Genomic DNA, 25,814 nt, shown 5'->3' with positions numbered 1-25,814 from the left:
AATGATTCATCCCCTTTATTTAAGGATCTGTGTTACCGTTAGGTAACCCTTTGCGTGAGTCAAAATTACCCATGATCCGTCTATTACTGCTTGCCGCTGGCCACAGTCGCCGTTTTAAAGCTCAGCACAATGGGCATAAATTATGCCATTTATCGCCACAATTTGAGCGCCCCATTTTAGCCACAACCCATCAAGCAGCATTAAAAGCGTTCAACGCTGATGAGATTTTGATTGTGGTCAATCAAGAAGAAGCGGATGTCATTGCATTGGTACAAACATTGGGCAGCCCCATTAAAATCATCGAAAGCGATGGCATGGGCGAGAGCATCCGCCAAGGCATTCAAGCCCTGCCTAGCAATACAACAGGCATCCTGATTTTACCAGCGGATTTACCCTACATTCAGCCCATCACCATTGAGCGCGTCAAATGTGCCCTTGCCACATCGCCCATCGTCCGCCCCATTTATAATGGACAAATGGGGCATCCCGTTGGGTTTGATCACAGTTTATTTCCTGAATTAAAACAACTGACAGGCGATCAAGGGGCAAGTGCAGTGGTCAAAGCACACACTTGCCATTTAATCGAAACGGATGATTTTGGTGCCATTTATGACATCGACCACCCTAACGATCTACTTTGCTTGTAGCACGCGCTTAATCTTCTCTGCAGTGATCGGAAATTCATAAAAACGATGCCCCGTTGCATGTGCAACCGCGTTACCAATGGCCGGTAAAATCGGAATCATGCCAAGCTCAGCCATACCTTTTGGCGGAGATGTTTCTGATAAGGGCGGTAAAAACTCTGTACTTTGTTGCCAAACCGCCACATCTTTAGCGCGCGGTAAAATATACCGGTTAAAGTTCCAGGTACCATTGCCAGGCCCATCATCATACAAGGGCAATTCTTCCATCAATGCATGCCCAATGCCCATCGCTGTCCCGCCTTGAATCTGCCCAGAAACCAACTGCGGCACAATCATCTTCCCAGGACTCATGAGCATGTGATGGCGTAAAATTTCCACAGCGCCCGTCCCTTGATTGATGGCCAACGCCACTAAACAAGCAGCCGGCGTTACAGTGGTCGGATCCGCACCGCCTCGATCTGTTGGTGGGAAAAATGCCTGCTTTCGGGCAATGAAATGAAAGCCACCGGTCGTCATTTGATCGCGTAAATGCTTGGGTGCACCCTTTCCATATTGCACAGCCAATGCATCCAATGGCAAATTGCAGGCGCCCACGGTGGGAATGTCAAACTCCGCACGCGCCCATTGCCAACTGGAATAAGCATGCACCGCGACACCAGTAATGAGTCCCATCTCATGCGCTTTTTTCGCCAATACATCAAACGGAATGGGCTTCATGCCGCCACCGCCAATGCCCAGCGCTGTCACACGTAAATCCGATAAAGATAGATTCAAACTGTTCATCGCGCCACCGCCCACGCCTTGACTCCAAATGGCTTGAGCTGCGGGCCATAAACTATTTTCCAATAAGAATTTACCCGCTTGACGCGTGCCAAAGCCAATGTAATACACGCCGCTTGAGGAACTCATATCTGGAATTAAACCTGGCGTCCAATAGGGATCGTGTTTGGCCAATTCATCCTGTTTCTTTTGATCTGCCCAACTTGTGTGTAATGGCAACTCAGGAAATTCTGTCACGCCAAACTCCACCACATCCGGCGCTTTACCAAGGGCTTGCCACACCATCACTTGTTGCGCGGTGGTGCCGCCTGTACCAATCTCCTGCATGCAATGACGCATGGTAAGCTTGCCATTTTCATCAAACGATAAGGATAAAATGGTGGGTACACCACTTGAGCCATACACTTGCTGCACCTGTGCAAATCCCACGCCATATAAAAAGCCAGGATGATTGGCTTCATAACGAATTTTATCGCGCACACGGTTTTGCCACATCGGGTGCTGCTCTGCTAAATTAAGCATCTCCACATTGCGCGGATCCCCAGCAATGATACCCCCTTGCGTATTCGGATATCCTTCGAGCATCGCATTGTTTCGACGCAGCGTCATGGAATCGATCTTTAAGATCTCGGACAATTCATCCACCATCATCTCTGTGATGGCCATCGACTGCAATGAACCAAAGCCGCGCATGGATCCGGCTTCCACCGCCGGTGTTGCCATCGCTAATGCTGTGAGATCAGATTTTGGAAAATAGTAAATGGATTGTGCACCGCGCACCGCCACATGAGACACCGCCACCGATAAATTCTCTCGCCCGCCGCCATTACAGTTGTAGGTGCCTTTGAGAATCTCAAATTTTCCTGTGGTTTTATCTCCAACAATGGTGACGTCCATCTCCACTGAATGGCGCTTCATGCCCATTTGAAATTGATCATAACGGTTATTGGCCATCCGAACTGGCAATCCATCACTGTAAAAACTGGCCGCCATCGCATAAATTGGAAAGACTGAATAATCTTTAGAGCCGTAACCCACCGTAGATCCCGTCAGCAGCACAATGTTTTTCACATCCACTGCGCGATTGTGCTTCACTAAATCCGCCGCCATGTTCGCAACGCCTGCCGGTGATTGCGTGGCGGTTAAAATGTGCAATGTTTTTGTTTGTTCATCAAACCAAACATTGCAGTTATCGGGCTCTAACGCACAAGGATCAATGGATTGAGAAAAACCGTGGCGCTCTAACACAAATTTATTCGGATCATTTTTCGCAGCCTCAACCATTTGCGAAATTTCCTGTGCATGCTCCATCCCTTTATTTTGCGTTTCAGGTTTTTGATGGGCTTGTTGCAAGGCATGTAAGAAACCGCCGCCCCGATCCTTATGGAAAAAGCTTGGCACCATCGTATCATCCGGCTTTGCCTCAGGCGGCCAAATCACGGTATTGCCCTTAAACTTACCTTTAATGGCAGCATCTTGATACGGCGAAAACACTGATGGATCATACGGCGTTGCCCCACCAATGCGCACATAACGCGCCGCCCCATAGTTATTAAAAGGGCGAATGCCCGTCACTTCACCATATTCAATGACGCTGTCATCAAATTGCAATAGGCGCTCCGCAGCATTGAAGCGTGGGAAATCCTTATAAATTAAAATCGCCACAGGATGGCCTAAAATGGGCGAAGTCATGCCTTTTGGCAGTAAAATATTTTGCCCATAAAAGCCTTTACCCATACTCGTGTCTTGCGGAATGTTAAAGCCATCGCACACCAAATCCTCTTGCAGGATCAAACGATCAGGCTGAAGATCTCCTAGCACAGATAAATCCACCCCTTCAAAAGTGCGATCTGCCTTGGTGACTTTGAGCATCAATGCATAGCACTGCTGATCTGGCCAACCCTCTAAATCACGGGCACGATAATCACGCGCAAAGTTCTTTTGCCCCGTGACTTTACGAATGCCATCCCATCTGAATTTTGCTTGACCATTTTTGCCCATCCAATCGGTGGATGAGGGTCCTGAATTGACTTGTGTGGCATTTGCCGTTGGCAAGCGCCCTAGCATCAAGGTGATGCCGGCAACGGTGCCCAATTTTATGAAGCCACGCCGAGAAATATCCAAAACCATAACGCCCCTCCTAATGAATGATGTTCACTCAGTATAGAAGAGGCTTGATTGAGTTGCTAGATAATTCCGTTAATGTTGATGTTTCTCAAAGAGCATCTCAGCAATATTGTGGGCATGATCGCCAATGCGCTCAAGATTTGAGATTAAATCTGTGTACGTTAAACCGGATTTTGGCGTACATTCCCCATGATTGAGGCGGCGAATGTGTTGCTTACGCAAATAACGCTCCATATCATCAATCTCATCTTCTAATTCATAAACGCGGCGCGCCTTCGATAAATCGGTCTTATCTAACGCCGTAATGGCCAGTTCAACCGAGCGAATGGTGAGCTCAAACATCTCAAAGACCTCATTTTTCGCATCGTCACTCAAAGTAATGTTGTGCTCACCCATGTAATCGATCTGTTCGATGATGTTTTCAAAGTGATCGCCAATGCGCTCGATGTCACACACTAAGTTGAGCATTGCTTGTAGATCATTTGAATCTTGCGGCGTGATCGAATGGGGGAAAATCTTCACCAAATAACGAGTGATCTCTTCATCCAAAATATTGATGTTTTTCTCTAAAATTCGCCCAAATGCCGCATCATCCATATTGTTGGTTTTTAAATATTCAAGCGAACGCTTTAAACCATCGATGCTTAAATTACCCATATGAATGAGCTCTTTTTTCGCTTGCCCAATGGCAATGCTTGGAGATTTTTCAATGATGGTTTCATCTAAGTAAAGTGCCACTTTCTCTTGTGGCTTTTCTCGCTCTGGCAATAGCTTTGTCACCAAATATGCCCAAACGCCAATGAATGGCAATTGAATCAATGTATTGACTAAGTTAAATGTCCCGTGTGCAAAGGCGATCTGCATTTTAGGTTCAAGCGCCAATTGCCCGGTGATCCACATGATAAAATGCGTGTATGGCCCCAAAAAAATGAGGAAAATCACGGCGCCAAGCACATTGAATAACACATGGATAGCTGCAGCACGCTTTGCAATCACAGTCGCGCCAATCGCTGCCAATACCGCTGTAATCGTCGTCCCAATGTTATCCCCAAAGAGCACAGGCAATGCGCCTTGCAGTGAAATCAAATTCTCAGCATACAAGCCTTGCAAAATCCCGATGGTGGCACTTGAAGATTGCACAATCAAGGTAAACACTGTGCCCACAAAAACGCTTAAAATCGGGCTGTGGCTCATCTGTAAAATGAGTTGCGTAAAGAGCGGTAATTCACGCAATGGCGCCAATCCACTACTCATCAGATCAAGCCCGATGAACAAGCCACCAAAGCCAAAGAAGATTTGCCCTAAGTTTTGCACACTCGTTTTTTTGAAGAAAAAGAGCATCACCGAACCCATCAATAAAATCGGATAGGCGTACTCACCAATGTCGATCCCGATGATAAATGCCGTCACCGTGGTACCAATGTTTGCCCCCATGATGACGCCAATCGCTTGACGCAATGTCATTAATCCTGCGCTCACAAGCCCCACTGTGATCACCGTGGTGCCAGAGCTTGATTGAATGAGTACTGTGACAAAAATACCTGCCAAAATCCCCATAAATGGGTTTGTGGTAAAGCGATCTAAAATGGTGCGAAGGCGGTTACCCGCTGACTTTTGAAGCCCATCGCCCATAAATTTGATTGCAAAAAGAAACAGGCCCAGTCCACCTAGAAATTGGAAGAGTATTTGTTGCCAATCCATGCATTACCTCAAAAATGAATGCTTAAGTACAATAGAAAGTCCGCTATTCTAAGCTATTATGCAAAAATTGCGTACATATTCCGTATACTTCAATCAAATATTATGCAGATCAGGACAAAATATTGACTTTTATGTCAAGCGCTTTGGCATAGTATGGCGCTGTAGTCACCAAGCCATCCACCCCTGTTTGCGCGTAAGCTTCAGTGTTGCTTAAGTTAATGCCACCTGCGCCTAATAATGTCAATTGAGGATGGTGCGCGCGCATGTACATGACGGCTGCACTCAATTGCTCTGGTGTTAATTTATCAAACTGAATGGCATCGATGGGCATCATTGCAAAGCGCCTTGCTTCTTCTAAAGAATCGGCTTCCATCACAATTTTTTTCTCACAGGTTAAATGGCGAATCTGCAACAATTGTTCAGTCAACGCTGCATCATCTTTAAAAAACTGTCGATGCTGTTTAAAAATTAAAATGGTTTCAGATAAACCTAAACGATGCGGCATCGCACCCCCTGCCACAATGCCATGGATGGCGAGGGCTTTTGTCCCGGGAATGCTTTTACGCGTGGTCAATAGTGCCACTTTTTGAGGCGCTTTCTGACAAATGTCCACCATTTTGCGAGTCGCACTGGCAACGCCTGAGGTGTAATCTAAAATGTTTTGCCCCACTTTCCAAAGGATGTGAATGGCATCTCCCCGCCCTTTGGCTGTCAATAACACATCGCATGCATGAATGCGGGCGCCCGAAGGCTTCATGTTCACGACTTCAATGCCTAAACGCTCACACAATTTTGCCACAATCTCTGTGCCGGCCACCACACCGCCACTTCGAGTCACGTACTGAATTTCTGTGGCAGTTGCCTCAATGCCCAACAGTGTTGAGGTTAAATCAATGTAAGGAACATCTTCACGGATGAAGCGTTCCATCTCTTCGGTGGTCATAAACATCATCACTCCTTTTTTAAGTCAATTGCTCAAATAATCGTGCCTCGCCGTCTGCTTTTAAGGCATCGGTGAGGGGATAAAAATGGATCAAACGCCCTTTTTTCATCACGCCAATGTGTGTGGCCAACGCCAGCGCCTCGCTGATGTCATGGGTGACATGCACAATGATGGGCATTGATGTGCGATGAATGTTGTGCAACACGCGGCGCATTTCATGGCGCGTGACGTAATCAAGGGCACTTGTGGGTTCATCTAGCAACAATAAATCCGGCGCAAAAATGAGGGCTCGCGCCAAGGCAACGCGCTGACGCTCACCACCACTTAAATGTGTGATGGCTGAATCTAACAAATAGGCAATGCCCAATAAATTGGCCATTTTCAACGTGCGCTGATGTTGAATCTCCATGGGCACTTGACGCATTTTTAAGGGAAAAGCGATGTTCTCTCGCACATTTAAATGGCCAAAAAGCTCAAAATGCTGATACACAAAGCCAATGTTACGATCTTCAATGCGTTGATGAGACAACGATTGCCCATTGAGCAACATCGACCCCCTAACATTTTGATAACGCCCTGCGATCGATTCAAGCAGCAATGTTTTACCAGAACCGGTGCGCCCCAAAATCACACAATAATCTCCAGGCTTTAATGTGAGCGAGATCTCATCTAAGGCAAATGCGCCCACCGTCAAACTGAGTTTATCGAGCTGCAGCATCTGTCCGCCTAAAGATATATTCAAAAATCAAAGAACACGTTAAAGAGATCAGCATTAAAATCACGGCTATCGCCATTGCTAAATCAAGCTCCCCGGTGGATAAATTGAGCATAATCGATGTGGGTAAAATCTCTGTTTTCATGCGCGTTGCACCCGCCACCATCATCACCGCACCAAACTCACCCAGTGCCCGTGACCATGTCAAAATAATGGTGGCGATCAACGTACTTTTTAAAAGTGGCAGCGTGACATGATAAAAGCATTGCCATTGTGAGGCGCCCAATGTGCGCGCCACAAAAATTTGTCGCCCATTGAGCCGTTCAAGCCCCACCACTAAAAGCTGAATGGCAAACGGTAAATTGACAAAGACTTGCGCAAGAATGATGCCTTGCTGCGTGAACACAAAAGAGAGATTAAAATGGCGCTCTAAAAATCCACCAATGCCCAAATGGCCAAAAAAAAGGAGCAAAGCCACACCTGAAACAATGTGTGGCAATGCCAATGGCAAATAGAGAAAGGGCATCACATAATATTTAATGGAACTGTGATGCAAAAATTGTGCAATCGGTGCGGCCAACAGCAAACAAATGATCGTTGAGATGACAGCGGATTTAAGGCTCAGCGCAATGGCAAATTGCACTTCAGTGGATTCAATTGCCGTTGGCAATTGTGCCATGCCCTCTTTCATCAACATCAAAAGTGGCGCCACAATAAACAGCAGCGCAACGATGACAACCATATAAAAGAGGGGACGAATCATTCCGCGACAGGGGCAAAACCGTGACGGGCAAAGATTTGACGTCCTTCCGGTGAGTCGGCCAAATCCATAAAGGCTTTAGACAATTCAGGAGATTGCGTTGAGCTGACAATGCCACCTGTGACAATTTGGTCAATGTTTTGCTCAGCGGGAATCTCAATGATCTCAACTTTTGGGTTATTGTAAACGGCATCAATGGTGGCAATCATGGCATCTGCCGTGCCAAGCGTGAGTTGTACAGCCATTTCATTGACTGTATTTGCCGTTGAAACCACATTGTCATTGATCTTTTCTAAATGATTTTTCTTTAAAATCGCTTGTGCCGTTTTCCCAATGGCATTGGCTTTTGGCTCACCTAAAATCACTTTTACGCCATCGCGGCTTAAATCTTCTAAACTTTGAATGTTTTTAGGATTGCCCTTGAGCACCACAATCGCTGGCGTGTGATGCGCAATGCCATATGCTTTGCCAACCAATCCCTTTTTCTCAGCGGCTTGATAAGAGACTTCTGAGCCCACAATGAACAGATCACCTTTGCCCGTTGTGGCCAATTGTGCGAGCAACTGCCCGGAACCTGCAAAATTAAATTCAATGGTGGCATCTTGATGCTGCTGTTGAAAGATCGCTGCAATCTCTTCCATGGGCTTTTTAAGGCCAGCACCGGAATAGACAAAGAGCGCATCGGCAAATGCCGCACTTAACGTCGTGGCCAATAATGCCGTGCATGCTAAAGTTTTACGAAAACGCTGCATCTTACTCTCCATGGATCATCAACAAAGATCGAAGTATATCATAATGCATAACGTTTATCCGCCAATTAAGTGCTATACTCCAATCATGTTTTGACTGAGATCATAAAGACCCACCATGACCACCAATACAACGCACGCAACGGGCCTAGAAACCTTTAAAACAATTGCCCGAAAAATCCTCTATCTCTTTGCCATCTTTGCATCGATTGTGTTGATCATCGACATCACGCTTGTGGACATTCCAAACATCCAAAACAACTCATTGGTGCGCAACAATCATTTACAATTTTGGATCTGCATCTACTTTTTATTAGACTTATTATCTGGCTTTTTTCTCTCTGATCATCGCTTAGAGTATTTTCGCCGTTATCTTTTTTTGATTTTAGTCTCCATTCCTTACATCAATGTTTTAAACTATTTTCATTTAGAGCTGTCCACACAAGCCTTTTATTTACTAAAATTTTTACCGATTTTTCGCGGCGTCATTGCCCTCTTTTTATTGGTCAAACTCCTCATCAGTGACCGTATCACCGGGCTATTTGTCTCCTATTTAACCCTATTTTTCTCCATCGCTTATCTGCAAACATTGCTCTTTTATCTCTTTGAAATCTCGGTCAATCCGCAGGTGAAAAACTATGGCGATGTGATTTGGTGGGCATCGATGACGGCAACCACTTTAGGGTCAAACATCATTCCCGTCACCACCGCGGGTAAAATCAGCACCGCCATTTTAGCAGTGGCCGGCATCACCATCTTCCCCATTTTTACAGTTTACATCACCACCATGATTCAAAACTTAAGCAAAAAACACAGCGACCCATCGTCTAAATGATGACCATTTTCATGGATTGCCTTGAAATTCAAAAATCCATCCTCATTTTGAATGGACGTCAATGAAACATGAACAAGGAGTTCAAATGGAACAATATCGTGGTACCACGATCTGCGCAGTTAGACGTGGCAATGAAGTTGTCATCGGTGGCGATGGCCAAGTCTCGTTAGGCAATACTGTCATGAAAGGCAATGCCAGAAAAGTGCGTCGTTTATACAATGGAAAAGTGATTGCCGGATTTGCAGGTGGTACAGCCGATGCCTTTACTTTGTTTGAACGCTTTGAAGCAAAGCTTGAGCAACACAATGGACAATTAACACGCGCTGCGGTGGAATTGGCCAAAGATTGGCGAACAGATCAACAACTTCGTCGCCTAGAAGCGCTCTTAATTGTGGCCGATGAAACAGCCATTTTAGTGATCTCCGGCAATGGTGATGTGATCGAGCCTGAACACAACATGGCCACCATCGGCTCTGGCGGTGCCTTTGCACAAAGTGCAGCCCTTGCCCTTTTAGACAATACAGATTTAGATGCAGAATCCATCGTTCGCAAAAGCTTAAGCATTGCCGCGGACATCTGTATCTACACCAATCACAATCAAACGATTGAAAAGTTAACATTTTAGGAAGACATCATGAGTGAAATGACACCAAGAGAGATCGTTCAAGAACTCGATCGCTACATTGTGGGCCAAAACGATGCAAAACGCGCCGTTGCCATTGCTTTACGTAATCGTTGGAGACGCCAACAAGTCACCGGCGACATGCGTAAAGAAATCACCCCAAAAAACATCTTAATGATCGGGCCAACAGGTGTGGGCAAAACTGAAATCGCTCGCCGCTTGGCCAATTTAGCAAACGCGCCATTCATTAAAGTGGAAGCCACGAAGTTTACAGAAGTGGGTTATGTGGGCCGCGAAGTGGATTCCATCATTCGTGATTTAGTGGAAGCTGCCATCACTAAAGCGCGTGAAGATGCCGTGAAATTAGCGCACCCTAAAGCTGAAGATGCCGCCATTGAACGCATTTTAGATGTGCTCATTCCTCGCCCTAAATCTGTGGGCTTTGACAATGAACCAAGTGCGCCTAGCACTGACAACTCTAGCACGCGTCAAAAATTCCGTGAAAAAATCATTCGTGGTGAATTAGATGACAAAGAGATTGAAATTGAATTGACGCAACAACATGCATCAAGCATGAACATCATGACGCCTCCTGGCATGGAAGAGATGGCAGAGCAATTGCAATCCCTATTCAGTCAAACGGGCAACACACCAAAACATAAGCAAAAGATGAAAATCAAAGATGCTTTAAAAGCGGCACAAGATGAAGAAGCCCGCCGTTTAGTGAATGAAGAAGATGTAAAAAAACAAGCCATTGCAGCTGCTGAAAACACCGGCATTGTCTTTATTGATGAGATCGATAAAGTGTGTCGCCGCGGTGAAAGCTCTGGCACAGATGTGTCCCGTGAAGGTGTGCAACGTGATTTATTGCCCATCATTGAAGGCAGCACAGTCTCCACGAAATATGGCCCTGTGAAAACCGATCACATTTTGTTCATCGCATCGGGTGCATTCCATGTTGCTCGCCCTTCTGACTTGATTCCTGAGTTGCAAGGCCGTTTACCGATTCGCGTTGAGCTCAATGCATTGACGGCAGCAGATTTTGAACGCATCTTAAAAGAGCCATCTTCTGCCCTCATCAAGCAATACACAGCCTTATTGAAAACCGAAGAAGTGGAACTGGCCTTTACCGATAGTGCGATTGCTGAGATTGCTAAAATCGCTTACAACGTCAATGAGAAGACAGAAAACATTGGTGCACGTCGTTTGCATACGATTTTAGAGCATTTGTTGGAAGAGATTTCATTCACAGCATCTGATCGCAGTGGTGAAACGGTCACCATCGATGAAGCGATGGTGAAAAACTCACTCGGTGAATTGTCTGACAATGAAGATTTAAGCCGCTTCATTCTCTAACACAACACATGAAAAAAGCCCTCACATTGTGAGGGCTTTTTTTGATCTAAAATCCGCGCGTGTTGCTTAAATATTTTGGCGTATAGCCAGGAATGCTCTCTTCCCAGAAAGAATCGGTGCTTTGTCCCACATTGCCTAAGCCTTTAAACTCAAATTGCAAATAGGCTTTCCAACGCTTCTTAAAGCGCTGATTATCATCTAAAATATTGGTGCGATAATAACGGGCGGCAACACGCGTTGCCACACAGCAATCGCTGTACTCAAAGCCCACATAAGAATCATCCATACGGCGTTCTTCTAAAGAATAGTTATAGCGCCCCACCAAAGCCCAATTGTTATTGACTTCCCAAAAAGAGGTGATGTCAATTTGATCTGTCACACTGTCTTTAGATCCTGCTTGAATCACTCGGTCATAACGCTGTGCAATATTAATGATTTTGCGAGGTTCTGGCTGATAACGCAGATCATACGATAAACGCGTGGTTCGTTTGACATCTGGCGACCATTGCCAAATCACCCGCGAGCTAAAGTCATCAGAAAAGACAATATGATTTTCCACAAACCATTCAGAATGACGGCCACTCTGACATTTAATTGCCGCATATCCCTGCTTAGGATTATTTTCATAGCCCTTCAAGCACTCATTTTTCGGTAATAAATCACGCCCCATGGTAATACGTGGCTGCTGAAAATAGTAAATTTGTCCCAATGATAATCTAAAATGCTCCACGCCTGTTTCATCATTAATAAAACGCGTGGTCAGCGCTGTGGTCAGCTGATTGGCATTGCTTTGACGATCAGCACCGGTAAATTGATTGGTGGCAAATAAATTGTCATAGCTTGGTGTGACGTTACCGGTGTCAAAAATCGGAATGTCCGATTGACGGCGATATGGCACATTTAAATAAAACAGACGAGGCTCTAAAGTCTGAATGAACTGACCACCGCCAAATAAATGGCTAAAACTCACATCACGCTCTAACGCAATTCCGGTATCAATGCTGAAAATGGAAGTGCCACGATGCAAGTTATGCGGTTTATTCGGCGCAACACCATTAATGTCTTGATAATCCAAATCATAATGGGTGTAACGATAGGCCAGTTTTGGCTCAAAAAAGCCCCAAGAATTTTCTAAACGAAAGCCCACATATGGCAATAAATCTAAACGAGTGGCAGATTTAGGGCGAGCTTTGTTACGATCATTCGGTTTAATATGCGTTCTAAACTGAACCGCTTCCACATTTGCGCCATAAATGATGCCATTTTGCACCCATTCGCCACTCAATACCCATTGCGGCATGCGTGCATACGGCGCTTCAGGAATGATCACTTTATCCAGCACTTGATAATGCTGTACACGCAATGTGCTTTGCCAATTGCGATCCGAATAAGTGAGCTCTGCGACGCGCTCTAAGTTTGTTTCGGTCAATAGGCCCACAGCATCTTGAATGTCTTCCACATAACGATGATCAGAAACCTGTTGAAACAAGATGCGCCCACGCAATTTAGGCATCAAATTGAGCTGCTGATTGAAAAACACAGACCAGCGCGTTGAGTGATATTTTTTGCTGTAAGGATCTTTCGGATCATTCGCAGCAATGCGCGCACGCTCTTGATTTTTAAAGCGGCGATCATCCGGTAAAAAATCAAAACGAAACACCGAATTTTGCCATGTATTGAGATAACGTGCCTCTGCCCCTAAGATCAAACCACGGCGTGTATAAAACCCTGGATTTAACGTCACATCATAATTCGGCGCTAAGTTTAGATAATAAGGTGCACGCACCGCTAAACCACCATCGCGATCATAAGAGATGGTTGGGAATAAAAAACCGGTTTGTCTGCGATCATCAATGGGGAATGAAAAATATGGCGTATATAAAATCGGCACACCAAAGAGTGCAAATTTGGCATGCTTAGCAATGCCGCGCCCTGTATTTTCATCCAGATGAAGATCGGCCGCTGACAATTGCCAAACCTCTTCATCCGTTGGGCATGTTGAATACGTCACTTCCTGAAAATCTGCCGTTTTTGCAATTTGTCGACTGATGGCATATTTCGCGCGCCCCTGCGCTTCTGCTTGATGTAAGTAATACGTGACATCATCGCCTTCGTACTCTTTATCATTTAAACGCGATGTAAAACTTTTGGACTCAAGCACAACAGAATCAGACGCATAGCGAATGTTTTGATCATGCCCTGAGAGAATATTATTGGTACGATCTAACGTGATGCGACTGGCATCGACACGGCTGTTGCCATAATACGCCACAATATCGCCCTCAACATTCGCATAACGCTCATCGCTGTCGGCAGAATTCCCTGAAAGATAGACCGTGCCATCCTCAATCACTTGATTCGTGGGCTGTAAATATTGCTTTAATGGGCTGATTCGGCACACACCTAAAGCACCTGTTTGCGGTGTTTGAGCCATCACAGGCGCTTGCATTAACCCGATGACGAGGGCAATGTATAATTTATTTCGCTGACGTATTGTTTTCAAGGGCGTAACCTAAATCTTCTTCAATCAATTGGCCAAAATCTGACTAAAACTCCATCAAAGTCAAAGTATCATAATGCTTGATCTTCTCGCGACCGTTGAGATCCGTCAGTTCCACTAAAAATGCACAACCCACCACAATGCCACCAAGTTTTTCAACCAACTCAATCACGGCAGCAATCGTGCCACCTGTGGCCAATAAATCATCACAGATCAACACCTTTTCACCGGGTTGAATGGCATCTTTATGAAGCTCAATGAGGGCAGATCCGTATTCTAACGCATATTCAACGCATTCCGTTTCACGGGGTAACTTGCCTTTTTTACGCGCAGGCACAAAACCCACATCCATGGCATATGCCACAGGGCAACCCACAATGAAACCACGCGCTTCTGGCCCCACAATCTTTTGCACGCCTTTTGCTTTGGCATACTCAACGATTTGATCAGTGGCATAACGGTAAGCTTCACCATTGCCTAAAAGTGGTGAGATGTCACGGAAAATAATTCCCGGCAATGGATGATCCGGGATACTGATGATATAATCTTTTAAATTCATACTCTTGCCATTAACCTGGAGGCCAGTTCAAACGACGGCCTGCTAAAATGTGCATGTGAATGTGATGCACTGTTTGACCGCCATCTTCATTGCAGTTCATCACTAAACGGTAACCATTATCGGCAAAGCCAAGCTCTTTTGCGATCTTTTTCGCCGCTAAAAACAGTTGACCCACTAAAGCGGCATCCGCTTCTTCAATGTCATTGACCGTTGGAATCTCTTTTTTGGGAATCACCAAAATGTGTTCTGGCGCCTTTGGATCAATGTCACGAAAAGCGAGCACCTGTTCATCTTCATAGATGATGGTGGCCGGAATCTCTTTATTGATGATTTTGGTAAAAATTGTACTCATCATTCACCTCCTTAAAATCTTTGTCTTGCTCTGAACGCATGGGAAAGGGTGCCACTGTCTAAATATTCAAGCTCACCGCCCATGGGCACGCCATGTGCAATGCGGGTGACAGTCACATGATACGGCTTGGCCATTTCATCAATATAAAATGCCGTCGCTTCCCCTTCAACTGTTGGATTGGTGGCTAAAATGAGCTCTTTAATCGTCCCTTCACGCAAGCGTGCTTCAAGAAGATCAAGTCCCACTTCTTCAGGACCAATGCCATCTAACGGTGATAAATTGCCCATGAGCACAAAGTAACGCCCTTTATAATCCACCGATTGGGACAATGCGAACACATCCATCGGGTTTTCCACCACACACAATAAGGATTCATCACGCTTTGGATCTTGGCAGATCGAACACACTGTTTCATCCGATAGATTGCGGCAAATACTGCATTTTTGTATGTGATTTAATGCCCCCGTAATGGCATCGCTCAGTTGCAAAGCACCTGTTCGATTGCGCTCAAGCAAATGTAGCGCCATTCTCAGCGCTGACTTTTGCCCCACACCGGGCAAAACCCTTAAAGCATCCACCAACACTTTAAGGGCTTTCGGATAAAGTGTATTGCTCATTAAAAACCAGGCAATTTCATGCCCGCTGGCAATTCAAATCCACCTGTCACAGATTTCATTTTTTCTTGAGAAGCCACTTCCACTTTCGACAATGCATCATTAAATGCTGCGCCAATTAAATCTTCAAGCATCTCTTTATCGTCTGACAACAATGAATCATCAATTTCAATTTTACGCACAACGTGGCGGCAAGACATTTCGATTTTCACTAAACCTGCGCCTGATTCGCCAGTCACAGAGATGTCCGCCAATTCTTCTTGTGCTTTCACCATATCTTCTTGCATTTTCTGGGCTTTTTTCATCATCCCAGCAATTCCGCCTTTCATCATCATAATCGTTTTCCTTGATTAAAAAATTGTATTATACACTATTCGTGTTTGAGCTTAAGGGTTGAATCTAACACTTCTGCATCACACGTATTGACTAAAAATTGTACAACAGGATCGGCATGAATCTCAGAAAGCACCTGCACTTTACGTGCGGCCAACTCTTTCTCTGCCCGATGATTAAAATCATCTTCTTCAATCACTTGTTCTGTGGCCACAATTGAGCAGCGAATCTGACGCCCCAACAATTCACTGACGGCTTCAGCAATGTTCGCCTCTGCGGCCGGAATGTTAAAAGCATGATCTTCTGTCGAACGCTTTAACACCAACCAATCATCAGAAAAACGCTCAAGCACTAAGTTACGCACGATGCCCTGTGTTAACCCAGAAATGGAGAGATTGCGCACAATCTCAAGCCAATCTTCATTGTTATTTAAAGGATAATTGACTTCAGATGGTTGAACGATCGGTTCAGCGGGCGCAGATGCCACAGGTGCGATCACTTCTGGCTCAACGGATGGTGCAGACTCAACAGCTGTGATGGATTCATACGCTTCCGCATCAATCCACGGTGGCACATCGTCATAGATTGGTGCATCATCGATGGGCATTGACTCTGTCACAATTTCAGGGGGTGCAACCGGTAAGGCAGGCGCCTCTTTTGTAGGCTCAACATCAACAGGTGCAGGCTGCGGGGCCACATCATCTAATAAAGCGGTCAATGACGCCACAGATTCTGCATCGGTATGCGCTTTTGGCGCATGAACAATGGGTTCTGCTTGTGGCGTTTTAGCTGATGGCGCTGCGGCCTTTTTCGGTGCGTCTTTTGGCGTAAAAAGCAGCATGCGAAGCAAAGTCATCTCCAGCCCAATCAACGGTTCAGGATGCATCTCTAAATCTTTACGGCCATGCAACGCAATTTGATAATACAGCTGTAAATCTTCTGCACTCATGGCTTGAGCAAGCGCTAGCCATGATTCTTGATGGGTGTCATCTAAATCAATAAAACTTGTATCAATTTGTAACAGTGTCAATTGATGGAAAGCCTCAATCAAAGCCTCTAACAATGCATATGGATCAGCGCCAGAATCCATCACCTGTTTAGAGGCGGCAAGCAATGCAGATTGATTCAGCGTTGCCAATGCACGCAAAATCATCAATGCATATTGATCATCAATGAGGCCAAGCATGGTTTGAATGGGCTCAAATGATACATGGCCATTGGTGTAGGCAATGCCTTGATCTAATAGGGATAAGCTGTCGCGCATGCTCCCTGCCCCTGCTTTGGCAATCAATTCTAACGCCTTTGGTTGATAATCGATGCCTTCAGCATCCATGATGTGCGTTAAGTAACCTGTGATTTCAGGGGATGGGATTTTCTTTAAATGAAAACGCAAACAGCGCGATAACACCGTGACCGGTAATTTCTGTGGATCGGTGGTGGCTAAAATGAATTTAACATGCTCAGGTGGCTCCTCTAATGTCTTTAATAAGGCATTAAAGCTGCTGTTAGAGAGCATGTGCACTTCATCGATGAGATAAACCTTATAACGACCGCGCGTTGGTGCATATTGGACATTGTCTAAAATTTCACGCGTGTCCTCGACTTTTGTGCGCGATGCGGCATCAATTTCGATCAAATCCACAAAGCGACCTTGATCCACTTCCTGACAAATGCTGCAAACGCCACAAGGATGAGAGCTGACGCCTTGTTCACAGTTTAAGGATTTCGCTAAAATGCGCGCAAGCGTTGTTTTACCAACACCGCGTGTACCGGTGAGTAAAAATGCATGATGAAGACGATTATTATCGAGACCGTTTGTTAAGGCAGTGACAACGTGCTTTTGACCAACAACTTCGTGAAAGTTTTTCGGGCGCCATTTACGCGCTAAGGCTTGAGTTGCCATGGGGATGAACTCCTAATGTTTTTCTGCCCAAAATGGAGATGACCCACACCAGCTCACCCTCTGCACGCAAACCTAATACGTGTGCTGCTTCCTTCCGGACCTGACACGGTGCGTAATAATTCACTGCGAGGAAACCAATGTGGGTCACCATAATATTTTTTGGAGGCTGAAGCCAGAATCGAACTGGCGTACACGGTTTTGCAAACCGGTGCATTACCCCTATGCTATTCAGCCATTTTTTGGAGCGGGAAACGAGACTCGAACTCGCGACCCCAACCTTGGCAAGGTTGTGCTCTACCAACTGAGCTATTCCCGCACTGCAAATCAGAAGCGTATTATAAGCGATTAAAATGATTAATCAAGATGAATTATTATACAATTCTTGTTTTGCTCACTTTATATGCAAAACCGCTTAAACACTGACCTTATTAATATAGCACATCAAATCAAAACTGCAATGGATTGGTTTTGGTGAAATGTTGCCCAGAATCCATCAGATGGATAAAAATAGTTAAAGTTAGTCTATACCTTACGCCTCATTACCTTTATAATGAAGCGAATTTTTTAGAATGACTTTATCATAAAGAGGTACTTGTTATGGGTTCATTTAGCATTTGGCACTGGATCATTGTATTAATCGTTGTATTGGCAATTTTTGGTACCAAAAAACTGCGCAACATGGGTGGTGATTTGGGCACAGCGTTAAAAGGCTTCAAAGACGCCATGAAAGAAGATGAGAAAAAAGAGGGTGACAAAGACGGAAAAGTTGAATCCGTTGAGCACAAATCTACTGAAGCTGCACCTAAAGTAGATGCTTCTGAAACGAAAAAAGACAACGTACAGTAAAGTCCATCAATGTTTGGTATTAGTTTTAGCGAATTTCTGATTGTCTTTATTGTCGCATTGATCGTCATTGGCCCACAAAAGTTGCCAGAGACCATTCGTGCGGTGGGCAGTATCGTCAATAAAATCCGTTCTTTTGCAGATCAAGTGAAAAATGAAGTCTCAAAAGAGTTTGAAACCGATGAGCTCAAGCGCTCGATTGAGGAGACAAAGCAGAGCTTTACAAAGCAAATCAATGACACCACTCAATTAGATGAGGTGAAAAAGTCATTGCGTGAAGCGCGCCACTCCACCGAAGATACCCTTCGTAACTCTCGCGCTGCCATCGACCAAACATTAAAATCCGATTCAACGAGCGCTGTGAGTGCAACGCCAGAGCTTGAACATTTTTATGATGATTATCATTATGAAGATGCACCTCTAATCACAGCGCCTCCAAAAGGTTACAATGCGCTGACGGATGATCTCGACGCTGCACATCCTGAAGATGCTTTTGTCCACAGATGCCGTGCGCGCCAACTTGAGTTATTCTTAGCAGACGAAACAGCGCCCCACCTTACTTATCGATTAAAGTATGCCAAAACGCGCTCATTAGAGCCGCTACCTGTTTTGGTGGATCGCTACCATGACACTTTAGTTGAACTCAATCAATCATGATGCCTGTCGATACCATTTTCTCTGAGAAACGTAAAAAAGCTGACTTTGTCTTCAATGAAGAAGTGGTCAATGTTTTCTCAGACATGATCAAACGCTCAGCGCCGGGTTACCCGATGATCGTTGAGCAAATTGGCCGCTTTGCGCCGCTCTTTGCAGAAGATAACGCCACCATTTATGACCTAGGCTGTTCTCTTGGTGCTGTCTCAAATGCCCTTCGCCATTCGATCCGCACAGAGAATACCAAAATCATCGCGGTGGACAACTCAGCGCCCATGATTGAAAAGGCTACACAATTTTTTAAATTACAGAATCAAGTGCACGATGGCCTCATTCCCATTGAACTCAAGCAAGCGGACATTCGTCACATTGAGTTTGATCCAGCGGCCATCATCGTGCTCAATTTAACCCTACAATTTATAGAACCTTCCGAGCGTTTAGCGCTGCTTACCAAAATTCGTCAGGCATTATTGCCAACGGGCGCCCTCTTTTTATCAGAAAAAATCTATTTTGATGATGCCGAAGAGCAATCGGTGCTCGATGACATGCATTTAGCCTTTAAGCGCGCGAATGGCTACTCAGAACTTGAGATCGCGCAAAAACGTGAAGCCATTGAAAATGTGATGCGCATTGACTCTTTTGCCATCCATAAAGCACGCTTACACGAAGCTGGCTTTACACGCGTTTATCAATGGTTTCAATGCCTGAATTTCATCTCCATTGTTGCTTTACCTTAAAGACATTATTTCCAAAATCCTATGATTGATTACGCAGCTATTGCCGAGTTTTATCGCCCCACAGGCTTGCGTCAATGGACGCAAAATCTTCAAACGTGGTTACCTCAATACATTGATGAGCACATTCATGGCAATTTTGATGAATGGCAAGCGGTATTAGATCAATTACCGCCGATTGATGATTGCACCCTTGATTTAGTGAATGGCGCAATCTTACAAGGCTCAACAGATCAAGCACAACTAGAAACATCATTGCGTCAATTGATGCCATGGCGCAAAGGCCCTTGGCAATTTTGCGACACGCACATTGACACAGAATGGCATTCAGATTGGAAGTGGAATCGCGTGGCGCCACACATTGATCTTCATCAAAAAAATGTGCTCGATGTTGGCTGCGGCAATGGTTATTATGGCATGCGCATGCTTGGCGCTGGCGCAAAATCTGTCATTGGCATTGATCCAAACTGGCTATTTTTGGCACAATTTAAAGCCTTTAAGCACTATGCGCCCGATTTACCCATTTGGCAGTTACCAATTGGACTGGAAGCCATCACAGATGAATTGGCGTGGTTTGATACGGTATTTTCCATGGGCGTGCTCTATCATCGTCGCTCCCCGATTGATCATTTAACGAATCTAAAACGCTTATTAAATAAAAAAGGGACATTGGTGCTCGAAACCATGGTGATTGAAGGCGATGAACACGCGTGCTTGATCCCTCATGATCGCTATGCACAAATGCGCAATGTATGGTTCATTCCATCGGTAAAAATGTTGGAGATCTTCTTAAAACGCGTCGGCTTTAAACACGTTAGATGCGTGGATCTAAATCAAACCAGCATTGAAGAGCAACGCAAAACAGATTGGATGACTTATCTCTCCCTTGAGGATTTCTTAGATCCAAATGATCACAACAAAACCATTGAGGGCTATCCTGCCCCGCTGCGTGCCGTGATCATTGCTGAACAATAACCACTCATTTTATGAAAGCCTGAACAATCAGGCTTTTTTATTGCGCTTTTGTCCAGACAATAAAAAAACCTCATCATTGATGAGGTTCTAATAATTTGGAGCGGGAAACGAGACTCGAACTCGCGACCCCAACCTTGGCAAGGTTGTGCTCTACCAACTGAGCTATTCCCGCAGAAAGTGAAGTAATTATAGCGTCTAATTTTTTTAGGTCAAGCATAGAATTTAGTCATTTTAGTTTTTTATGAGATAATTGCCCATTCGTGACTCATTAACTCAGAAAGGTGCTGTTTTGAAACATCTCTCTATTAAACAAATCGCTGCCTTTGTGTGGCTGATGCTTGCTTTAATTACCTTTAGTAATCAAAGTGTTGCCCAAAGTTTCTCTCAGTCATTATTGACCCCAAAAAAAGATGGGCAAACGCTACCGGCCGCTGCCCGCCAAGATTTCTTACCGCCAGAACAGGTGTTTAAACCTGAGATTTTTAAAGCTTCTGACTCAGCAATCAATCTGATTTGGGAGATCAATCCTGACTATTATTTATACAAAGATAAAATTCACATCACGCCGCTCAATCAAAATGTCGAGATTGCTGAAATCATTTGGCCAGAAGCGGTGATGCATGATGATGAATTCTTTGGTCGCCAACCCATTTATAACCACACAATGGAGATGACGCTTCGCTTTAAGCAACCTTTAACCGATGTCCATACGCTTCATTTAGAGATTGAAGCACAAGGCTGTGCAAAGGCTGGCTTATGCTTTCCGCCACATCAATGGGAGCGCACTGTGGTGATGAATCCTGAGGTGACCACAAAAGATCAATTGAAAACTGAAACTGCGACGCCCCTTTTAAATGAGCATGATCGCTTGGCCTCATTTTTATTAGAAAAACAATATCTCGCGTTGCCGCTCTTTTTCTTGCTGGGCATTTTATTGACCTTTACGCCGTGCGTTTTACCAATGCTGCCAATTTTATCGGGCATTTTAACGGGTGAAAAAAACCTCACTAAACGCCGTGGTTTTATGATTTCCTTTTCCTACGTGATCGCAATGGCGCTTGTATACACCACCATCGGCATTGTCGCCGCGATGCTCGGCAGTGGTTTAGCGGCTGCTTTTCAAAATAAATATGTGTTGATGGGCTTTGCAGCGCTCTTTGTTCTGCTCTCTTTGAGCATGTTTGGTGTTTATCAGATTCAAACGCCCGTTTTCATCCAAAATTATCTCAATCGTTTTGCCAACCAATCAAAAAGTGGCACTTACATTGGCGCGATGATCATGGGCGCACTCTCTGCCCTCATCGTGGGCCCTTGTGTGACGGCGCCACTCATCGGCATCATCACCTTAATTGCCCAAACTCAAGATTATGTCTTGGGCGGCTTTGCCCTTTTTGCCATGAGTTTAGGCATGGGCGTGCCTTTAATGATCCTTGGGGTTTCATCAGGTTATCTCTTACCAAAAGCCGGTGCATGGATGAATGCCATCAAAGAGTTCTTTGGCTTTATTCTGTTGGCCGTAGCCGCCTATTTCCTTGGGCGCATTTTGCCACTCTTTTGGGAAAACATGCTCTATGCTGTGATTGCGCTCTCCCTTGCCATTTGGTTTGTGATCAAAATCTTTAAAATGCAGCAATTGCCGAAATTCTTTGTGCTGCCGGTCCTTTTATCTCTCGCATTTTCTGGCTACTTTGTGTATGAAAGCCTAAAAACGCATGAGAGCTTAGCGGCAACGCCCATTGTGGGTTTAAAAGGCCTCAATGAAGCGCTGCAAAACAATCACGGCAAAATCACGCTCCTTGAGTTCAATGCCAATTGGTGTGTGGCGTGTAAAGAGATGGAAAAATATGTGTTCAGTGATCCCGAAGTTAAAACCCGTTTAGCACAGCTTAACTTCATCACAGCTGATGTGACCGAAAACAACAAAGTGGATCAGCAGTTGCAAAAGCACTTTAATCTCTTTGGCCCGCCTGCGATGCTCTTTTTTGATGCATCCGGCAATGAGATGCCACAATACCGCGTGATGGGTGCTGTGCCTGCAGATCAATTCATTGAACACCTTGATTATCTTTTAAAAAATAATTAAGCACCGACTATGGCCTCTCCCCTAAAGCTCATCTATAATGATGAGCTTTATCTCTTCCTAGTTAAAGTTCTTTAACTTCGCATGAATCGATCACTCACAAACATCTACCGTTTCTTCTTCAGCTATGATTTCACAATAGGTTTGTACAAAGGCATCGGGGTGTTTCTCCCGGTCTTCATTGTCTATTTATTGGGTGGAGAGACGAAAAATCTCATTACGGTGGGCTACGCCAGTTTAACCATTGGCATTGCTGACCAAATTGGCTCATTCAAACACAAACGCAATGAGCTGCTCATTACGCTTGTGGGCACCTTACTCATCACCATCTATTTTGCGCAATTTATGGGCACAATGCCCTTTTTGTTCATCATTTCCCTCTCCATTGTGGTGTTTTTCAGTAATTTCATGAGCTGCTTTGGTCCAAAAGCAGGCACCATTGGCTTTACCTTCATCTTCATTGCCATGATTACGGGGCGCAATACTTATAATGTCACCGAATACATCATTGATTTCTCCATTGGGGCAATTTTCTATGTGATCTATGCCCTGCTGTTTTCTAAAGTCTTTGCCAACTACATCATTCGCCAAACGCTCTCTTCTTGTTATGTGCATTTAGCACGCTATTTGCAAGCAATTTCAGAGTGTTATCGTCAAAACAGTGATTTAGAGAAATCCTTTGCCAATTTAATTGAAACCCAAACCACATTGATTGCAGAATTTCAGCAAACCCGCGATCTTTTATATCGCACCACCAATCAATCGGACCCAAAGATTCAAAAGATGGCGGGCGAATTGACATTACTGACCGATGTGTATGACCGCATGGTGGCACCTTTCCAAGACTTTACCACCATTCGTCACGCCTATGAAAATTCAGACATTCAGATCTTCCTGCGTGATCTTTATCGCAAAGCGGCCAATAACTTAGAAGAGATGAGCCTACACACATTAGGCGGCGGCGAGATGATTCGCCGCTTAGGCTTTAAAGCGGAGCTCAGAGCCCTTGAATTTGAATTAGAGATTTTAAAAAACACCGAATTAGATGAAGCGGCCACTGAAGCATATGGTGTTCTTGCTGCCCATTACCGCAAAGCGTGGGTGATGAATCGGCAATTGGATAAAGTGCGTGAATTGCTCCTAGGACAAACCGACATTCCCACCCTTGGCGATCACTTTAAAAAGCACATCTCCCACAGTCATTGGTCATGGAACATTGTCAAAGAGAATTTAACGCTTTCTTCTGATTTTATGCGCTTTTCCATTCGCACGGCAGTGGCGATGTTCGCAACCCTCTCTTTTATCAGCTTGGTGCTCGATCAAAAGCAGATTTTAGCCCACAGTTTCTGGATTGCCTTTACCTTAGTCACGTTAATGCGCCCGGGATTTAGCATCACCCGAGAACGCAGCCAAGCGCGCATCATCGGCACGGTGCTTGGCTGCATTCTCGTTGGCATCATTGTCTCTTTTGAGCCAAGCCTCTCTTACATTGTGCTATACATTATGGTGTCCATCATCCTCAGCAATGCTTTAGTCAACCTTGACTATAAATTGTGCGTGATGTTTGTGACGATCTATGTATTGCTGACATTGAACATGACCGATGATCTATCCGGTGCTTCCATTGCCATTGAGCGGGTGATTGATACTGCCGTGGCCGCCGTCATTGCCATTTTCTTCACCATCTACTTTTTGCCTTCTTGGGAAAAACGTGAAGCGCCGCGCTTAGCTGAGCGCATTCGCTATCACATGTATGATGTGCTCGAAACTCTGGAAGCCGTTTGGATCAAAAAGAGCGCCGAGCCTTCTGAGTTTTACATTAAGCTCAAAGATACGCAATCTCTGGTGATTCAGCTCTCAAATTCATTGACGCGCATGCAAAAAGAGCCACAAAAATTCCATGGGGATTTTCACTATTACAATGAATTTATGATCCGCCAGCAATCGGTGCTCTCGCAATTGGCAATTTTAGGCTACTCTCTTGAGCAGCTCCATAAAGATCCCACGAGCATTCCGGAATTCAGCGAACTCATTATGCTCACTAAATTGCGTTTAGATCCCACCATTCCAAGCAGTGAAAAAACCAAACCCTTCACTGGCCAAGAGCTCAAACCGCTCATTTGGATGGTGGAGGCGAATACCTAAAGCTGATCCACATCAACAATTGTGTGATTGATGCCAAATATTTTTAATATCTGATGCATAAAAAAAGAGGCCAATGGCCTCTTTTTTTGATCAATTGAGGACAAAGCCCCATTTTGTTAGTTTAATGTAGCGCCCACTGAGAACAATACCGCAGCAATGCGTACAGAGGATTGGATCGCTTGTGTGGTCACGCCGTGGTCACGCAAGTTTTTCTCATGTGAATCTAAGCACATGCCACAACCATTGACGGCTGATACCGCCATAGAAGCCAATTCAAATGTCACTTTATCAATACCTGGGTTTGCCATGCTGTTCATGCGTAAACGCGCAGGAATCGTGGCATACTCTTGGTTGCTTGTTAAGTGCACAAAACGGTAGTAAATGTTGTTCATACTCATGATACTGAACGCAATTTTTGCACCATTTAGCTCTTCTTCCGTTAAAATTGGGGCTGCAAACGCTTCAATGTTTTCAATCAAAGTTTTTGAACGTGTGCTCAAAGAGACCGCAACGGCAATCGCAGCGATTTGCTTTTCAGTCAAACCTTCTGCGCCCGCTTCACTCAAAACGTTGCTTAAATTCAAACGCATATCTTTTGCGTACGCAGGTAACATATCTTTTAATGCATCAATTGACATCTCAATCTCCTTAAAATTGTTGTAAAAATCGTGTGTGTTTCCACTTGATGGAACCATTATTCATAATTTTTATCGGCTTGTCATATTAATAATCTTGATCAGGTTGATAAATAACTTCAAATATCAACATTACCTCAAATAGGATTGTATTAGCCCAAGGTTCACCTATAATAAACCAAGATTATTGAGTCTTGAAAAAATTACTTTTTGGCAACATATTAAAGTTGGCATCCGTAATCTTTCCAAGATAAA

23 protein-coding genes, 3 tRNA genes and 1 other RNA gene are annotated in these 25,814 nt (G+C 44.7%); 10 read left to right on the top strand and 17 right to left on the bottom strand.

Annotated features, from left to right (window positions below):
- The first annotated feature begins 29 nt into the window (after positions 1-29).
- Positions 30-647 (top strand): NTP transferase domain-containing protein, encoded by a 618-nt coding sequence (locus B9T20_RS00255; protein ID WP_094489275.1) that lies wholly within the window; start codon positions 30-32, stop codon positions 645-647.
- Here the strand turns inward: B9T20_RS00255 and B9T20_RS00250 are convergent.
- From B9T20_RS00250 to modA, 6 genes are all read right to left on the bottom strand, one after another.
- Complete coding sequence (locus B9T20_RS00250; protein ID WP_094489274.1) at positions 633-3,554, bottom strand: xanthine dehydrogenase family protein molybdopterin-binding subunit; 2,922 nt, start codon at positions 3,552-3,554, stop codon at positions 633-635. The genes B9T20_RS00255 and B9T20_RS00250 overlap by 15 nt on opposite strands.
- A 69-nt stretch (positions 3,555-3,623) precedes the next feature.
- On the bottom strand, positions 3,624-5,252 hold the full coding sequence (locus tag B9T20_RS00245) for a Na/Pi cotransporter family protein (protein ID WP_094489273.1): 1,629 nt from the start codon (positions 5,250-5,252) through the stop codon (positions 3,624-3,626).
- A 109-nt stretch (positions 5,253-5,361) separates the two neighbouring features.
- Positions 5,362-6,201, bottom strand: coding sequence for a ModD protein (gene modD, locus B9T20_RS00240; RefSeq protein WP_094489272.1), 840 nt, complete (start codon positions 6,199-6,201; stop codon positions 5,362-5,364).
- 13 nt (positions 6,202-6,214) lie between these two features.
- On the bottom strand, positions 6,215-6,913 hold the full coding sequence (locus B9T20_RS00235; protein WP_094489271.1) for an ABC transporter ATP-binding protein: 699 nt from the start codon (positions 6,911-6,913) through the stop codon (positions 6,215-6,217).
- The gene (locus B9T20_RS00230; RefSeq protein WP_094489270.1) at positions 6,897-7,673 is read right to left on the bottom strand and encodes an ABC transporter permease; all 777 of its coding nucleotides are present in this window, start codon (positions 7,671-7,673) and stop codon (positions 6,897-6,899) included. The genes B9T20_RS00235 and B9T20_RS00230 overlap by 17 nt, the downstream gene beginning before the upstream one ends.
- Positions 7,670-8,422, bottom strand: a complete 753-nt coding sequence (gene modA / locus B9T20_RS00225; RefSeq protein ID WP_094489269.1) for a molybdate ABC transporter substrate-binding protein — start codon at positions 8,420-8,422, stop codon at positions 7,670-7,672. The genes B9T20_RS00230 and modA overlap by 4 nt, the downstream gene beginning before the upstream one ends.
- A gap of 115 nt (positions 8,423-8,537) precedes the next feature.
- Here modA and B9T20_RS00220 point away from each other — a divergent pair, with 115 nt between their 5' ends.
- The 3 genes from B9T20_RS00220 (at position 8,538) to hslU (ending at position 11,232) form a co-directional block, all read left to right on the top strand.
- Entirely contained in the window at positions 8,538-9,254 is a 717-nt protein-coding gene (locus B9T20_RS00220) for an ion channel (protein WP_094489268.1), read from the top strand.
- A gap of 85 nt (positions 9,255-9,339) precedes the next feature.
- The gene (gene hslV / locus B9T20_RS00215; protein WP_063454995.1) at positions 9,340-9,879 is read left to right on the top strand and encodes an ATP-dependent protease subunit HslV; all 540 of its coding nucleotides are present in this window, start codon (positions 9,340-9,342) and stop codon (positions 9,877-9,879) included.
- Between the two features lie 9 nt (positions 9,880-9,888).
- Positions 9,889-11,232: an ATP-dependent protease ATPase subunit HslU gene (gene hslU / locus B9T20_RS00210; protein WP_094489267.1), complete on the top strand. Its 1,344-nt coding sequence runs from the start codon at positions 9,889-9,891 to the stop codon at positions 11,230-11,232.
- A gap of 46 nt (positions 11,233-11,278) precedes the next feature.
- On the opposite strand, the gene B9T20_RS00205 is transcribed toward hslU, so the two are convergent.
- From B9T20_RS00205 to B9T20_RS00165, 9 genes are all read right to left on the bottom strand, one after another.
- Positions 11,279-13,735, bottom strand: a complete 2,457-nt coding sequence (locus tag B9T20_RS00205; RefSeq protein ID WP_094489266.1) for an LPS-assembly protein LptD — start codon at positions 13,733-13,735, stop codon at positions 11,279-11,281.
- Between the two features lie 43 nt (positions 13,736-13,778).
- Entirely contained in the window at positions 13,779-14,291 is a 513-nt protein-coding gene (locus B9T20_RS00200; protein ID WP_094489265.1) for an adenine phosphoribosyltransferase, read from the bottom strand.
- Between the two features lie 10 nt (positions 14,292-14,301).
- On the bottom strand, positions 14,302-14,643 hold the full coding sequence (locus tag B9T20_RS00195; RefSeq protein WP_094489792.1) for a histidine triad nucleotide-binding protein: 342 nt from the start codon (positions 14,641-14,643) through the stop codon (positions 14,302-14,304).
- An 11-nt stretch (positions 14,644-14,654) separates the two neighbouring features.
- Complete coding sequence (gene recR / locus B9T20_RS00190; protein WP_094489264.1) at positions 14,655-15,260, bottom strand: recombination mediator RecR; 606 nt, start codon at positions 15,258-15,260, stop codon at positions 14,655-14,657.
- Positions 15,260-15,589, bottom strand: a complete 330-nt coding sequence (locus tag B9T20_RS00185) for a YbaB/EbfC family nucleoid-associated protein (RefSeq protein WP_199415211.1) — start codon at positions 15,587-15,589, stop codon at positions 15,260-15,262. The genes recR and B9T20_RS00185 overlap by 1 nt, the downstream gene beginning before the upstream one ends.
- 38 nt (positions 15,590-15,627) lie before the next feature.
- The gene (gene dnaX, locus B9T20_RS00180; RefSeq protein WP_094489262.1) at positions 15,628-17,493 is read right to left on the bottom strand and encodes a DNA polymerase III subunit gamma/tau; all 1,866 of its coding nucleotides are present in this window, start codon (positions 17,491-17,493) and stop codon (positions 15,628-15,630) included.
- Positions 17,494-17,536: 43 nt separating this feature from the next.
- Positions 17,537-17,633: signal recognition particle sRNA small type (ffs, locus tag B9T20_RS00175), an RNA gene on the bottom strand.
- A 20-nt stretch (positions 17,634-17,653) separates the two neighbouring features.
- A tRNA-Cys gene (locus B9T20_RS00170) sits at positions 17,654-17,727 on the bottom strand.
- A 6-nt stretch (positions 17,728-17,733) separates the two neighbouring features.
- Positions 17,734-17,809: transfer RNA gene (locus tag B9T20_RS00165), tRNA-Gly, on the bottom strand.
- 281 nt (positions 17,810-18,090) lie between these two features.
- On the opposite strand from B9T20_RS00165, the gene tatA reads away from it, so the two are divergent.
- The 4 genes from tatA to cmoB are packed head-to-tail and all read left to right on the top strand — an operon-like array spanning position 18,091 to position 20,699.
- The gene (tatA, locus tag B9T20_RS00160) at positions 18,091-18,339 is read left to right on the top strand and encodes a Sec-independent protein translocase subunit TatA (protein WP_008314879.1); all 249 of its coding nucleotides are present in this window, start codon (positions 18,091-18,093) and stop codon (positions 18,337-18,339) included.
- Between the two features lie 9 nt (positions 18,340-18,348).
- On the top strand, positions 18,349-18,993 hold the full coding sequence (tatB, locus tag B9T20_RS00155; protein WP_094489261.1) for a Sec-independent protein translocase protein TatB: 645 nt from the start codon (positions 18,349-18,351) through the stop codon (positions 18,991-18,993).
- The gene (gene cmoA / locus B9T20_RS00150) at positions 18,990-19,727 is read left to right on the top strand and encodes a carboxy-S-adenosyl-L-methionine synthase CmoA (RefSeq protein ID WP_094489260.1); all 738 of its coding nucleotides are present in this window, start codon (positions 18,990-18,992) and stop codon (positions 19,725-19,727) included. Before tatB ends, cmoA begins: the two co-directional genes overlap by 4 nt.
- A 21-nt stretch (positions 19,728-19,748) precedes the next feature.
- Complete coding sequence (gene cmoB, locus B9T20_RS00145; protein ID WP_094489259.1) at positions 19,749-20,699, top strand: tRNA 5-methoxyuridine(34)/uridine 5-oxyacetic acid(34) synthase CmoB; 951 nt, start codon at positions 19,749-19,751, stop codon at positions 20,697-20,699.
- 96 nt (positions 20,700-20,795) lie between these two features.
- On the opposite strand, the gene B9T20_RS00140 is transcribed toward cmoB, so the two are convergent.
- Positions 20,796-20,871 (bottom strand) — tRNA-Gly (locus B9T20_RS00140).
- 117 nt (positions 20,872-20,988) lie between these two features.
- Between B9T20_RS00140 and dsbD the strand changes: the two genes are divergently transcribed.
- Together dsbD and B9T20_RS00130 are read left to right on the top strand one after the other, a co-directional pair.
- Positions 20,989-22,782: a protein-disulfide reductase DsbD gene (gene dsbD / locus B9T20_RS00135; protein ID WP_094489791.1), complete on the top strand. Its 1,794-nt coding sequence runs from the start codon at positions 20,989-20,991 to the stop codon at positions 22,780-22,782.
- Positions 22,783-22,863: 81 nt separating this feature from the next.
- A complete protein-coding gene (locus B9T20_RS00130; RefSeq protein WP_094489258.1) occupies positions 22,864-24,924 on the top strand; it encodes an FUSC family membrane protein in 2,061 nt (686 codons plus the stop codon).
- A 116-nt stretch (positions 24,925-25,040) separates the two neighbouring features.
- On the opposite strand, the gene B9T20_RS00125 is transcribed toward B9T20_RS00130, so the two are convergent.
- The gene (locus B9T20_RS00125) at positions 25,041-25,562 is read right to left on the bottom strand and encodes a carboxymuconolactone decarboxylase family protein (protein ID WP_094489257.1); all 522 of its coding nucleotides are present in this window, start codon (positions 25,560-25,562) and stop codon (positions 25,041-25,043) included.
- Positions 25,563-25,814 lie beyond the last annotated feature (252 nt).

The sequence above is a fragment of the Wohlfahrtiimonas sp. G9077 genome, from assembly GCF_002252155.1.
In the GTDB taxonomy this organism is placed as follows: domain Bacteria; phylum Pseudomonadota; class Gammaproteobacteria; order Cardiobacteriales; family Wohlfahrtiimonadaceae; genus Wohlfahrtiimonas.
This window is presented reverse-complemented; position numbering and strand designations above follow the sequence as displayed.